This window comes from Slackia sp. CM382, assembly GCF_000293015.1.
Lineage (GTDB): Bacteria > Actinomycetota > Coriobacteriia > Coriobacteriales > Eggerthellaceae > Slackia > Slackia exigua.
Window position 1 is genome coordinate 1 of sequence record NZ_ALNO01000023.1, and the last position, 13139, is coordinate 13139.

General features: G+C 60.6%; 10 protein-coding genes. 6 read left to right on the top strand and 4 right to left on the bottom strand.

Features of this window, described 5'->3' with window-relative positions:
* The first annotated feature begins 70 nt into the window (after window positions 1–70).
* Window positions 71–1789, top strand: a complete 1719-nt coding sequence (locus HMPREF1155_RS08695; RefSeq protein WP_009079476.1) for a vWA domain-containing protein — start codon at window positions 71–73, stop codon at window positions 1787–1789.
* A 71-nt stretch (window positions 1790–1860) separates the two neighbouring features.
* On the opposite strand, the gene HMPREF1155_RS08700 is transcribed toward HMPREF1155_RS08695, so the two are convergent.
* Window positions 1861–3093, bottom strand: a complete 1233-nt coding sequence (locus HMPREF1155_RS08700; RefSeq protein ID WP_009079483.1) for an MFS transporter — start codon at window positions 3091–3093, stop codon at window positions 1861–1863.
* Between the two features lie 91 nt (window positions 3094–3184).
* Between HMPREF1155_RS08700 and HMPREF1155_RS08705 the strand changes: the two genes are divergently transcribed.
* Window positions 3185–3877: a TetR/AcrR family transcriptional regulator gene (locus tag HMPREF1155_RS08705; RefSeq protein ID WP_009079470.1), complete on the top strand. Its 693-nt coding sequence runs from the start codon at window positions 3185–3187 to the stop codon at window positions 3875–3877.
* Window positions 3878–4008: 131 nt separating this feature from the next.
* Here the strand turns inward: HMPREF1155_RS08705 and HMPREF1155_RS08710 are convergent, their stop codons facing one another.
* The 3 genes from HMPREF1155_RS08710 to HMPREF1155_RS08720 all read right to left on the bottom strand — a co-directional run bounded on the left by HMPREF1155_RS08710 (window position 4009) and on the right by HMPREF1155_RS08720 (window position 8795).
* Window positions 4009–5811 (bottom strand): ABC transporter ATP-binding protein, encoded by a 1803-nt coding sequence (locus HMPREF1155_RS08710; RefSeq protein WP_039993714.1) that lies wholly within the window; start codon window positions 5809–5811, stop codon window positions 4009–4011.
* A gap of 297 nt (window positions 5812–6108) precedes the next feature.
* Complete coding sequence (locus HMPREF1155_RS08715) at window positions 6109–7719, bottom strand: LPXTG cell wall anchor domain-containing protein (protein WP_009079478.1); 1611 nt, start codon at window positions 7717–7719, stop codon at window positions 6109–6111.
* Window positions 7720–7982: 263 nt separating this feature from the next.
* The gene (locus HMPREF1155_RS08720) at window positions 7983–8795 is read right to left on the bottom strand and encodes a flavodoxin domain-containing protein (protein WP_009079472.1); all 813 of its coding nucleotides are present in this window, start codon (window positions 8793–8795) and stop codon (window positions 7983–7985) included.
* Window positions 8796–9022: 227 nt separating this feature from the next.
* Between HMPREF1155_RS08720 and HMPREF1155_RS08725 the strand changes: the two genes are divergently transcribed.
* The 4 genes from HMPREF1155_RS08725 (at window position 9023) to HMPREF1155_RS08740 (ending at window position 12704) form a co-directional block, all read left to right on the top strand.
* Window positions 9023–10153 carry an ABC transporter substrate-binding protein gene (locus HMPREF1155_RS08725; RefSeq protein WP_009079468.1) on the top strand — a complete coding sequence of 377 codons (1131 nt, stop codon included), beginning with the start codon at window positions 9023–9025 and terminating at the stop codon, window positions 10151–10153.
* An 82-nt stretch (window positions 10154–10235) separates the two neighbouring features.
* The gene (locus tag HMPREF1155_RS08730) at window positions 10236–11348 is read left to right on the top strand and encodes an iron ABC transporter permease (RefSeq protein WP_009079488.1); all 1113 of its coding nucleotides are present in this window, start codon (window positions 10236–10238) and stop codon (window positions 11346–11348) included.
* Window positions 11348–12100 carry an ABC transporter ATP-binding protein gene (locus HMPREF1155_RS08735; RefSeq protein ID WP_009079474.1) on the top strand — a complete coding sequence of 251 codons (753 nt, stop codon included), beginning with the start codon at window positions 11348–11350 and terminating at the stop codon, window positions 12098–12100. Before HMPREF1155_RS08730 ends, HMPREF1155_RS08735 begins: the two co-directional genes overlap by 1 nt.
* Window positions 12101–12119: 19 nt before the next feature.
* Window positions 12120–12704, top strand: coding sequence for a class I SAM-dependent methyltransferase (locus HMPREF1155_RS08740; protein ID WP_238319177.1), 585 nt, complete (start codon window positions 12120–12122; stop codon window positions 12702–12704).
* The last annotated feature ends 435 nt before the right edge of the window (window positions 12705–13139 follow it).

Genomic DNA, 13139 nt, shown 5'->3' on the forward strand with positions numbered 1-13139 from the left:
CCCCCCCCCGTTTCAAGCGGTATACGCTGTACCGTGGTTACATATCACGAACAGAAGGAGAAGGGGCATTATGGACGGTTTCAGAAGACGGCATGGTTTGCGTGCGATCGAGGCGGCGATCGCCTTGCTTTTCGCGATGCTCGCGACGCTGGCGCTTACGACAGGAAGCGCTTGGGCGGCGGGCGCATCGATGTCGAAAACCGCGACCGAGCTTACCGATGACAATCGTACGAAGATCACGCTTTCCATCCCCTCCGAGGAGGAGCAGCTCGACACCATGGTCGTCTTCGTGCTGGATAAGTCCAGTTTCTCGGATACGAAGGACAAAGCGCTCGAGATGCTCGACGCCCTCAAGGCGCGGGCGGACGCCACAGGCGCGAACATCAAGGTCGGCGTGATCGAATTCAATCGAACCGCGCATCCTTCCGAGGTGCTCGACCTCACGACCCAGTACGACCAGGTTAAAGACCTTTTCACCAAGCAGACCTCGGGCGGCACGAACATGCATGCCGGACTGCTTGCGGCCAAGGAGATGCTCGCCGGCAACGCCGACATCTCCGACAATCGCAAGTACATGGTGCTCGTATCCGATGGGTCGACGTATCTATACTGCCCCGATGGCGATTACACGAAGTGCTCCTCGCGCGCCTATGCACCCACCGAAGTCATGGGAGGCTACGCCATCGGCGGGTACTACGACACCGCATATTATCAACCGAGCCTCGCGGAGCACGGAAACATACCGGTACCGACCACGACCGACGCCGCATCATGGGAAGCCTACCTTAACGACGTCGCAGCCCGCGATGCCGCAAGCAACGGCGCGCAGTACGACTTCGCGTGGAAGTACTATGACGAAGATTGGCCGCACAATCTCGACCTGGCGAAACAGACCTACATCAGCATGGTCGAAAAGATTGCCGAGCAGTACCCCGACCCCGCCGGCGCCGATAAACCCGCATACGAAGCCGCGCTCGCCAAGACCGCGTCCAATACGGACATGTCGCGTCTGTACTGCAACCGGGTCTATCAGGAACTGGCGGCCAAGTACAACACGTTCGCGGTCGGCGCGCCGACCCTCAACCCCGACGGTGCCAACGACGTGAAGTTCGTGCAGTACCTCAACGGCGGCGCCTCGGCTTCCTTCGATCAGATAGAAAACGAGATCCTCTATGCCGTGAGCGCAGGATCGCGCATCGACGATTACATGGGCGTGGACTTCGATTTCGTGAACGACCCTGATTCCATGCAGGTCAAGGTCGGAGACGAAACGCTTGCGGCGGAAAAGACCGCCGAAAACGAATACGGCTTCGGCAAAACCGCCTCGGGATACCGGTATCTGCTTAGCTACACTCCTGGCGAAAACGAGCACTTCACCTTCACGATGAACGAGCCCGTCACCAACTTCGCACGCGTGCAGCTCGTCTATGAAGAGAAGCTCGTGAACGTGCCGACCGAGCCGGGTGATTACACCTTCGAAACCAATGCGAAGGCCGTGCTGCATCCCATGGATTCCGCCGGAACCATGGGACCCGACCGCGAATTCGAGAAGCCGACCGTCAACCTGACGGTCAAGGCCGTCAAGCCGGGCCCCGACCCGACGCCGACGCCCGAGCCGGAACAGAAGCCGACGCCTGCGACGAAGACCCCCGTCGCCTCATCCGTTAAGGGAGGCGCCCTGCCCAAGACCGGAGATGCGCTTCCTGTCGGCATCCTCGGGCTTATCGCTGTAGGATCAGCGGCTGCCATAGGAGCCGCCGTGCGCCATCGGAGAAGTTCCGCACGCTAGGCATTGCGTTCAAAGCCTTGCACTCAGCCCGGCCCCGCGCTTCGTGGGGCCGGGTTTTCATTCGGACGGCTTTACTTCCTCTCGTTCCTCAGCGTCGGATGCAGCAGGCATAAGGCGAGACCCGCCACGAGCAGCACGATGACGAGGACGAAAGACGACAAGGGCGTCCAGCCGTAGAGAGATGTTGAAAGCACCGGGGCGATGATGTAGGTCGCACCGTTGTTCGCGCTGATCAGGCCGGCAAGGCCGCCTTGCTCCTCGTGAGCCATGTCCATGGTGGGGCCGGCATTGTACCCGGGCATGGCGAAGCCCACGCCCACGCCGATGGTCACGGCGGCTATCAGAAGCAGCGCCAACGTGTTCCCCACCAGGAACAGCACGCCGCTTATCGACAGCAAAACGAAACCGACGCGAAGAAGTCTGCGCGCCGACCACTTGAGCCGAGGGACCACGACCGCCTGGCACACGATCATGGTCACCGACATGACGATCATGATCAGCGAGGTATAGCCTGCGGTCAGCGTCTCATCGAGCGCCAAACGGTCCTGGACCGCGAAACCGATGGTGGTCTGCAAGGACGAGAAGGCCAGAAACATGAAGAAGCCGACGAGCAGAAAAGGAAAGACGCGCGGATCGAAATAGGATACCTTGGCCGGCTCGTCGACCACCCTCGCATTCGCGGAGGGCTTGAAGGCCGCCGCGAGCACCGCAAGGGCTACAAGCATCATGAACGGCATGATGCTCAGGGGAAGCATCAGCCCTCCGATCATGGACAGAACGCCGCCGAAGACCGATCCGATCACACCGGAAAGCCCGTTCATGGCCCCTATTCCTCCGACGGCCTTCACCCGATCCTCTTCCGATTCGCATTGGGACACCAGGTACGACTGCGCCGCCGGCAGGACGGCGGAGATGGCCGAGCCGTACAGGATCCCGCGCGTAGCCACCGCGCCGAACACCAGCCAGAAGCCGGCGATCAGGCCGCGGCTGCCCGCATAGGCGACGAGGGCGAACGACCCTAGCGCCAGAAAGCCCAGAAGCATGGCGAATATCAGCACGCGCTTCGGTCCCACCTTTTGAGACCGACGGCCCCAGAACTGGCTGAGCAGCGTGAGCACCAGCGCGGCCATGGAGATGATAGCGCCCACGTGCCATTCCTCGAGACCGATCATACGCGCCAAAGGCGCCAGAATCGGATTGAGCATCATCTGGCCCATGAAAGCCAGCATGACCACTGCGAGCAGAATGCCCGTCTGACCCTTGCCCGTCGCAGAGGACGCGGCCTCGTTCGTACGTTCGTTCATTGGCGTCTATCGCCTTCCTTCCATAAGTAGAACAATGTTCTAGTGTAGTGTATCAGAAGCGAGCGGAAGGAACATCGAAACAGGGGGCGCGATGAGCGAGGAAAAGACGACGGGACGACGGCGGGGTCTCGATGCGAATAAGGTCGCCGAAGCGGCGAAGGATATGGCCGCCGAGAAGGGCTTCGACGGATGGCGCATGCGCGACCTGGCGAAACGGCTCGATGTAGCCCCATCGGTCATCTACCACTACTTCCCCAACCGGGAAGCCGTCTGCGACGCCGCCATGGAACTCATCGCGCGCGACATCGCGCTTCCGCCAGAAGACCTGGCCTGGAAGGAATGGTTCCTTCAGACGGCACGAAACCTGAGAGCCGTGCTCCTCTCCTACAACGGAGCCGCAGACCGTCTGATGACGAATCGATTCCCCGCCGCCCTCATACCCTTTCTCGACCGATACATGGACAGGCTGCATGAGGCCGGATTCGACACGATGGCGCCTTTCGCCTACGCGATGTCGATCAACGTCGCGCTCGGCGCCATAGCAGGCCGCGACCACCGATCCGAGAACGAGCGCAAATCGGCTGTGGACCTCAAGGAGACGCTCGAGCGCATCGAACGCATGGGAGAGGCGTCCGACGGGATGAAGGAGCTTGTAGAGGGTTTCATAGGCCCGCTCGCCGAGCAGGATGCGCAAGGATCAGGCGGAGGAATCAGCGACCGTTACTTCGAACTGCTCATGCGTTCCGTGCTCGACGGCATCGAGATGACGCTTCCTCGAGAATGAGAAGCGATCTGCCGCATTTCAGAACATTTTGATGCAGCCTCGGATTGGCACTGATACGGTCGAACGACTGTTGCCCTTGATGGGCCCGACGTTTTCCCGATCCGCGAGAAACCGCTTCCAACGGATTGACGTCAGTCGTCCAGATACGCGCCGGTCTGGCGGCCCCACAGATGGGCGTATTCTCCGCCGTTCTCGATAAGCTCCGCGTGCGGGCCGTCTTCGACCACGTGCCCGCCGTCGAGCACCACGATGCGATCGAGGCTCGCGACCGTTGAGAGGCGATGTGCGACGACGATGCTCGTCCTGCCCTGCATCAGGCGCTCGAGCGCATCCTGCACGAGCTTCTCGCTTTCCGAATCGAGCGCGCTCGTCGCCTCGTCGAGCACGAGGACCGGGCAGTCGGCCAGCATGGCGCGCGCGATGGCGATACGCTGGCGCTGCCCGCCCGACAGCTTCACGCCACGCTCTCCCGTGACGGTGTCGAAACCCTGCGGCAAGCGTTCGATGAACTCGAGCGCATTCGCCTGGCGCGCTGCCTCGCGTATCTGATCCATCGTGGCATCGGGCCTGCCGTACGCGATGTTTTCGGCGATGCTTCTATGGAAGAGCAGCGACTCCTGCGGTACGTAGGCGATCTGGCGGCGGAGGGATTGCTGCGCGATGTCGGCCACGTTCTGGCCGTCCACGAGAATGCGGCCCTCCTGGATATCGCTCAGGCGCAGAAGGAGCTTCGTGAGCGTGGTCTTCCCCGCTCCGCTCATGCCGACGAGCCCGACACGCTGACCGGCGGGAATATGCAGGTCGAAGCCATCGAAGACCATGGTCTTCACGCCGCCGTCCGTATACCCGAACGAGAGGTCTTCGAAATCGATGGCGCCCTCGGTCACATGCAGGTCGGGAGCCCCGGGCGCATCCGCCACGAGGCGCGGCTCGTCGAGCACGACGGTCATGCCGCTCGCATCGCCGAACGCGCGGTTGAAGCGTTGCAGGCCGTTATTGATGAAGTTGAACTGGTTCGTGATCGTGTAGGTATAGGTGAACATCATCACGAGCGTGCCCGGAGTGATGCCGTACCACGCGTTTCCTCCCGCGATGAACACTGCGACCACGCTCATGATGACGACCGTGATGCATGCCGTGATGATGCCGCGCGCAAGCGACGCGCCCATGCGCTTGGAGTCGCGCTTGACCACTTCGCGATTCGCCTCGTCGAACAGGTTGCGTTCATAGTCTTCTCGCCCATAGGTCTTGACCGCGAGAATGTTCGCCACCGAATCGGAAAGGTCGCCCGACAGGTTGTTCTGAGCGCCTGCCGCCTGTTCGTTGAGCGAAAGGATCCGCTTGTACATGCGATACGACACGAACGCGTAGACGGCGAGCAGCACCATGAGCACCGCTACGTACACGGGCACGCGAGGCGCGAGAATCAGGCAGGTGAAGGTCACGGAGCACAGAACCGGCATGAACGGGAAATTCACCGTTTCGATGAGCTGATTGTACGCGCTCATGAATTTGGAAGTCTGGCTGACGAGCGTGCCGCCGAAGCGGTTCGAATGAAACGCCATCGACTGGTTGCACAGCGCATCGAACGACATCGTGGCCAGATCGTAGGACGCGGCGATCTCAAGCTTGTAGAGCGTGTAGTCCTGCAGCTTGCTGGCCGCCTGTCCGACCACGTTGATGGCGACAAGCGCGAAGATATACGGTCCGAAGGTTTCGAAAACCCGATCGGGAGCGACCGTTCCCTCGCTCACGCGGTCGACTACAAGACTCATCACGTAGGGATTGCCGTAGGAAAGCAAGGCGACGAATGCGAGCGTCGAGCACATGAGCCCGATGAAATATCCGAGATGGTTGCGCGTGACCTGCCAATAGTAATGAAGCGTGCGGCGTGTGAGCGAGGCCGTCCGCGCGGCGCGTGAATCCTTCGCCATGATGAATCCTTCTTCGTCTGCATAGCGTACGAGGCGAACGTACTCGACAACGTGCCGCGACGCCAGATGCGGGCGTCCAACGAACAGGAAATCCATCGAGAAGCGCGCGTATAGGGCGGCTCGGGCGCGCGGACGGAGCAAGCGCTCGCGCAGGCCGTGGATGAAATCGCCGGCACCCATCACGATGAATGCCGGGTGGCAAGAAAGCTCATCATGCAGGCCGGCGCGCAAAGGAAAAGGGCCCTCCGTTCAAGGAGGGCCCTTTCGAACATCGAAGGAAACGCTGTTTGACAGCTCTTAGGCGTCGTTCCTGTTCTTGCGACGCAGCGCAACGTAGCCGACGGCACCCGCAGCGAGGGCGGCGCCCATGGGAAGCGCGATATCGGTCGCGTCGCCTGTCTTGGGCATCGTCGCACGACCGGTCTTCTTAGAATCGGAAGACTTGGACTCCTTGTCCATCGCCTTCTTGGATTCCTTGTCCGTCTTAGCCTTGGAAGGCTTGTTCTGAGGATCCTTCTGGTCTCCCGGCTTTCCCGGCTTGGCGGGCTTCGCCGTCGCCTTGAACGTAGCCTTGTAAGTCACGTCACCCGTGACCGGCGCGACTGCGGTGTCCCAGCCGGCGAAGGCATAGGTGTACGTATCGTCTTCGGCCTTTGTAGGCTCAGGCGAGTCGAACGAGGGCGTCGTGCCGTACGGGACGCCGGCATCGGTCTCGATGACGGTGCCGTCTTCGTTCGCCCACGTGACCGTGTACGTCCTCAGCGTGCGGTTGAACGTCGCCTTATAGGTCGCATCGCCCGTGACGGGCGCGATCGGAGCATCCCAGCCGGCGAAGGTGTACGTGTACTGCGCGTCCGCGGCCTTCGTAGGCTCGGCTCCGTCGTAAGACGGCGTCTCGCCGCGCTTCAGGCCCGCATCCACCTCGAGCTCGGTGCCGTCGTCGTTCAGCCACTTGACCGTGTACTTCGCGAGAGGCGTGCTCGTGATGTTGAACGTGACGGTCTTGGTCGTGGGAGCCACCTTGGAGGACTGCCACGTCGCGAACGGAGTGCCCGACGCGTAGTCGTAGCCTACCGTGCCGCCGCTTCCCAGCTTGATGAAGATGCGGTAGTTGCCGTTGCCCCTGAGCGCACCGTTGACGGCGGCGAACTCGTAGTTGTAGAACTGATTGGCCGGATGCATCGCCGGACCGTTGTAGTTCATGACGAGGTAGTTGTTCTCGCCGGAAATGGAGAGCGCGACGCTGTCGTACAGCGCGGGCTCGGTATCCCACTTGAACTTGTCGCCCACATTGGTCGGCACGCCGTTTTCGAACGTCGCTTCGCGCGCGATGACGTTGTTGCTGGCATCGACGCCGAGCATGTAGGTCTTCCCTTCATGCTCGAACATGAGGGCGACGCCCTTCATGCCGGGCTTGAGCGCGTCGGCCTTGGTCCAGACTTCCTGCTCCGCCCCGGTGACGAGCTTCTCGCTCTCCTCGACGGCGTTGTCGAAGTCTGCGAGCGCATCGTTGCCGTCAGCATCGACGAGCGCGAGAACGCGAGCCGTATAGACCTTGGAAGGATCGAGCCCTTCCACGGTGGTGGGGCCACCGTTATAGGCCACCTCGTAGTTTCCGCCGACCTGGTTGCCGCCGTCGTCGAAGAGGCCGACCGTGAGCTTGTAGCCGCTGTAGTCGACCCCGGAGCCGGGAGCGCGCAGGATCATGCGCGTATCCTCGGCCTCCGCAGAAGATGCGGCTGCATCGCCCCAGGCGATGTCGGAGGACGTGACGCCGGTGACAGCGTCGGATTCGATAGCCTTGCCCGCAGGCTCATCGGCATAGGCCATGGCGGCAAACGCCATGGAAATCGCCACTGCAAGCACGGCAGCGGCGGCAGTGTTCTTCACAACATTAGATGCAGACATCCAATCTCCTTGTCCCTTGGATTGCATGAAGCGCCCTGACGCTTCTCTCGGCAAGTTTCCTTCACCTAACTGGTTAACTATTGGAAGTTACCATACGCGTACATCGTTTTGTAAGATAAATCCTCACATTTCGAGAAATATCATCGGAGAATACCTGGGTAGCGTATCCCGTACGCATCATATAGGTCGACGACATGACGAGAACCCTGCGAAGAAGGCTCTCTCGGATGGCGAAAACGGGTTGGCCGGGCTGAAACGCCCTCTTACCATACTGTGAAGCTCGATTCGTTTTTTCTTCTATTCATCAGCCTCAACCCATATGCTACCAATGGGCTCTTGGCCTTGGTCGCACGAGCATTGCTATGGCATGCCTTTACGCAAGCCATGCAAACGATACATTCATTGCCGTCGGTTCGAAATTCTTGATCGATGCAGGCTCTAGGGCATTTCTTTATGCATACGCCGCATCGATTGCAGAGCTCTCGCTCGGTTCGAGGGACGGAGAAAAACCTCTTGCCGGTATGCAAGGGCTTCATGTCGGCCACCTGGCCAATGCACGTGCCAAGCAATCGCATATGCTGATCGCATTGCGTCGCATGCGCTCTCTCCAATGCATTCCTAAGATCTTTCCCGAATAAAAAGGCCGTATTGAGGTCGTCCGTATCGGGCCTGCCGATTGCAACGGGAATTTCTCTCGTTGAAAACGAATGCTCCCCAACGAAATCCCCATACCCTATTACTCTGCCGTTCCTCTCTTGTACCAGGGAAACGATCTCGCTCTTCGCACACAAGACGGTTGCATTCCCATACAGGAGACCTATTGCGACGGGTCTGTTATTGAAGTCTATGCACTTGATGTAATTCCTGAAATCCTTGTATAAAAAGCCTCCGTACACAGGAGCCCCTACAAGAACGAGGTCTTCCTTGCCGATGCCGGCATGGCCCTTTCGATCGATTGCATCCCTTTTGGTCAGGTCGATGCAGTCTAGTTCCTCTGGACCGATTCCCTTGACTATGCTTTCGATTATCTTTTCGGTCGTTCCTGTAGGAGAAAAGTAAATCGCCTTCACCCTCATATGCACATCTGCCTTTTTCAGTAATCCGCCTTTTCCATATGGCGTAGATATTCGAATGGATCCCTAGGTTCTGGCCGCTCTCTGCTAACTTAGCATCATCTCTGTCTATTTTTTTCCTTATACAAGCATGTCATGGCAAATCAGCCGTTTTCTCCTTCATCCAAGCGAAGGAGAATGTTATGGTTTGCATATACGTAACACCGAAGCGAATACCCCTAAGGAGAAAGATGAAAACGTTCCGCATATGGCTCATGCTAGCGCTATCCGCAACGCTCGCAGCCTTCGCCCTCGCGGCCTGCTCGACGACGAGCGCGGAAGATGCGCCCGATGCCGATGCCCCGGCCGAGGCCACAACCCAGACGCATGACGTGACCGATGTCTATGGGCGCACCGTCACCCTTCCCGCAGACGTGAAGAGCGCCGCGACGGTCGGCTCGGGCGCGCGCTTCGTCGTGTACGCAGGCGGCCAAGACAAGCTCGTCGCCGTGACCGAGATGGAAACAGAACCCTCCATGAGCCGTCCCTACACGGTCGTCCACGCCGACCTGTTCGCATCGCTTCCCGCGACAAGCAACGGCAACCACCTCATGGAAACCAACGTCAACGCCGAACAGATGCTCGAGCTGAACCCCGACGTCATCATCTCGAGCCGCAGCGCCGAGGAATGCGATGCGTTGCAACAGGCCACCGGCATCCCCGTCGTCGGCATCTCCTATCAGAATCAGCTCTTCTCCGACGACGTGTACGCGTCCATCCGCGTGGTCGGCGAGGCGCTCGGCACCTCCGAGCATGCCGAAGCGACCGTGCGCGCGCTCGAAGGTTGGCAGAAGGACCTGGACGGCCGTACCGCGAAGATCGACGACGCCAACCGCCCGAGCGTGTACGTGGGCGCCGTGAACTACAAGGGCGCGAAAAGCTTCTCCGGCAGCTATTGCAACTACGCCCCGCTCAATGCCGTGCACGGCAAGAACGTCGCCGATGAACTCGGCGAGAAGGGCGCCGTCGACGTCGATCTGGAGCAGCTGGGCGCGTGGGACCCCGACGTCATGTTCCTGAACGCCGGCAACATGGACCTCATGAAGAAGGACTACGCCGACAACCAGGCGTTCTTCGACGGCCTTTCCGCCTTCGAGAACGGCCGCCTCTACACCCAGCCCACGTACAACATGAACGGGACCAACGTCGAGATGGGCGTCTGCGATGCCTATTTCATCGGCGCGACCCTCTACCCCGAGGCATTCGCCGACGTGGACTTGGAGGCAACGTACTCCGAAATATTCACGACGATGCTCGGCGGCGACTTCCGTCCCGCGATGAAAGACGCCGGCATGGATTTCAAGACGCTTTCCTTCTCCTAGCCTTCTGCAAGGACATCGAGGAAGCGAACGGACTTAGGGCCTTCCCGTCGCCAGGCGTGAAGGCCCTCGAACGTGAGGCACGATGGAAGAAATCAGGCTGCAGCGCGCACGGGGGCGCCTGCGTGCGAAATCGGCATCCGCAGCTCCCGCAGGCGCGGGAGCATATCGCGGATATCTGCGAAAGAAGCGGCTCGCGGTCATCGGCATCGCGATCGCGACCATGGCGATCGCCTGCGCCGCGTTGGGCATGGGGACGATCGCGCTTTCCCCTGCAGACATCCTGAGCGTCATCGTCGGCACGGCCGACGCTCAGACGACCGCCGTCATCGTGAACATGCGCCTTCCCCGCATCCTTACGGCGCTCGTCGCGGGCATCGCGCTTTCGCTTTCGGGCTGCGCGTTCCAAAGCGTGCTGCGCAATCCCCTCGCCTCGGCAAGCACGCTCGGCGTCGCCCAGGGCGCGGCGTTCGGAGCATCCGTCGCCATCATCCTGATCGCTGGTGGCGGAGCCGCAGCCTTCGAAGGCGCGACCTCTTCGGTTAATCCCGTCATGACCGCCGCCTGCGCGTTCGCGGGCGCCATGCTCTCCACCGCCGTGATCCTCGGGCTCTCGCGCCTGCGCGAGATGACGCCCGAGAGCATCGTGCTCGCCGGCGTGGCACTATCGGCGCTGTTCACCGCAGGCACCACCCTCATCCAGTACTTCGCTGAGGATTCCCAGGTGGCAGCTGTGGTCTTCTGGACCTTCGGCGACCTTTCCCGTGTGAATTGGAGCCAGCTCGCCGTGATGGCGGCCGTAACCGCCGCAAGCGGAACCTTCTTCCTCGCACATGCGGGAAGCTTCAACGCCATAGAATCGGGCGAAGGGCTTGCGCACGGGCTCGGCGTGGCCGTAGGACGCACGCGCCTTGCCTGCATGGTCGCGGCCTCGCTTTCCGCAGCATGCGTCATCGCGTTCTGCGGCATCATCAACTTCGTCGGGCTTGTGGCCCCGCATATCACGCGGCGCCTGCTCGGAGCGGACTATCGTTACCTGATGCCCGCCTCGGCCCTCGTCGGCGCGAGCCTGCTGCTTCTGGCCGACATCGCCTGCCATGCCGTGGTCGCGCCGCTCATCCTGCCCATATCGGCCATCACCGCCTTCATCGGTGCCCCTCTGTTCATCTACCTGCTCTTCAAGGGGGTGAGCCGCTGATGCTGGAAGGTCGCGACCTGCGCTTTTCCTACGATGCCGCCCGGCCGCTGCTCCAAGGCGTGGGAATACGCCTTGAACCCGGGGAATTCCTCGCGGTGCTCGGCGTGAACGGAAGCGGAAAGTCGAGCCTGATGAACCTGCTCGTCGACATCATGCGCCCGCAGGAAGGATCGGTGCTGCTAAACGGCACGCCTCTCCCCCGCGTGCAGAGGCGCGAGCGCGCACGCAAGGTGGCCTATGTGGCCCAGCACAGCCATGCGACGCGCCTGAGCGTCTACGACGCAGTGCTGATGGGACGGCATCCCCATATCGACGCTGGACCTTCGAGCGAAGACCACGCCGTCGTGGAAGACGTGCTTGGGCGACTCGGCCTGGCCGATTACGCGCTGCGCTACGTCGACGAGCTGTCGGGCGGCGAATACCAGAAGGTCGTCCTGGCGCGCGCGTTCGCGCAGCAAACCGATACGCTGCTTCTGGACGAGCCCACGAACAACCTGGATCCCGCGAACCAGCATGAGGTCATGCAGGCGATTCGCACGGAGGTCGATCGGCGCCGTATCGCGGCGGCAGCCGTCATGCACGATGTCAACCTGGCGCTCCGCTATTGCGACACCTTCCTGTTCATCAAAGACGGGCAGGTGGATGCGCTCGGCGACGCATCCGTCGTCACGCCCGAACGCATGCTGAGCATCTATGGATTGGAAACGGATATCATCGAACACAGGGGGCGACGCGTCGTCGTGGCCCTCTGAAAAGAAAGGAATGGTTCTCATGAACAATATCGCTGCATACTTCAATGGACGTGCGGAAGAATGGGCCGGATGCGAGCCTGGTGCAAGCCCCGTCCAAGGAGCCGTGGCCGCCTTGGCCGGCTGCGCGGACGGACGCGTGATCGACGCGGGGTGCGGAACGGGGACCATGGTCGCGCATTACCTGGCGGCCGGTGCACGTGAGGTCGTCGGCGTCGACGTGGCCGAAGAGATGGTGGCCCGAGCACGAAAGCGATTCGCGAATGAAACGCACGTACGTTTCATCGCCTGCGATATCTGCGATGTCGCCGACGAAGAAGGCTTCGATGCCCTCGTCATCTACAACGCCTATCCGCACATGCTCGACAAGCACGCCGTTGTCGAAGCGGCAGCGCGCCTGGTGGTTCCAGGCGGACGTTTCGTTATCGCGCACGGGACGGGTCGCGACGAAATCAACCGGCATCATGCGAAGGAGCACGTATCCGATACCGTGAGCTGCGAGCTTCGCTCCATTGAGGAAGAGATCGAACCCTGGAAGACGTATTTCGACATCGACACGATGGTCGATGCGCCCGGTTTCTACGCGTTCGCGGGGCAGAGGAAGTAACTCGAGACGAATCGGACGCTGCATCGCGAAACCGGCTCAGCTCGCTCAGGCGATGCACGGAATTCCGCCCTTAGATGCCATGTTCTGAGAGAATCCGTGAGTCTTTCGCCCGCACATTCCAGTATTCGGAAGTTCTGAGAATCGCTTCATAGGCTTCCCTGCATCATGCGCCAGGTCAAAAAACCTGAGCTGGGAGGATGCAAACATCTCATTAATGTGTAGAGCTGAAAATATTCAAACCGAGAAATCGACTTCGAGAAAACTCTCAGAACTTAAGAAATTCAGCATCAGCGACAAGAAGGAGCAACAGAGAGACAGGCGAAGAGCGACAAGGAGACGGAGAGTGCAACTTGGTTGCAATGTTTCCGATGCTGCATCCGTACCATAGGTTCTGCAAGAAGAGGGGGCTCCGGACGAATCGTCCGGAGCCCCCTT

Bases quoted from the DNA above. Each gene is read 5' to 3' on its own strand.
- HMPREF1155_RS08695 (WP_009079476.1), top strand. From the start codon at position 71: ATGGACGGTTTCAGAAGACGGCATGGTTTGCGTGCGATCGAGGCGGCG.
- HMPREF1155_RS08700 (WP_009079483.1), bottom strand. From the start codon at position 3,093: ATGAACGAACGTACGAACGAGGCCGCGTCCTCTGCGACGGGCAAGGGT.
- HMPREF1155_RS08705 (WP_009079470.1), top strand. From the start codon at position 3,185: ATGAGCGAGGAAAAGACGACGGGACGACGGCGGGGTCTCGATGCGAAT.
- HMPREF1155_RS08710 (WP_039993714.1), bottom strand. From the start codon at position 5,811: ATGGCGAAGGATTCACGCGCCGCGCGGACGGCCTCGCTCACACGCCGC.
- HMPREF1155_RS08715 (WP_009079478.1), bottom strand. From the start codon at position 7,719: ATGTCTGCATCTAATGTTGTGAAGAACACTGCCGCCGCTGCCGTGCTT.
- HMPREF1155_RS08720 (WP_009079472.1), bottom strand. From the start codon at position 8,795: ATGAGGGTGAAGGCGATTTACTTTTCTCCTACAGGAACGACCGAAAAG.
- HMPREF1155_RS08725 (WP_009079468.1), top strand. From the start codon at position 9,023: ATGAAAACGTTCCGCATATGGCTCATGCTAGCGCTATCCGCAACGCTC.
- HMPREF1155_RS08730 (WP_009079488.1), top strand. From the start codon at position 10,236: ATGGAAGAAATCAGGCTGCAGCGCGCACGGGGGCGCCTGCGTGCGAAA.
- HMPREF1155_RS08735 (WP_009079474.1), top strand. From the start codon at position 11,348: ATGCTGGAAGGTCGCGACCTGCGCTTTTCCTACGATGCCGCCCGGCCG.
- HMPREF1155_RS08740 (WP_238319177.1), top strand. From the start codon at position 12,120: ATGAACAATATCGCTGCATACTTCAATGGACGTGCGGAAGAATGGGCC.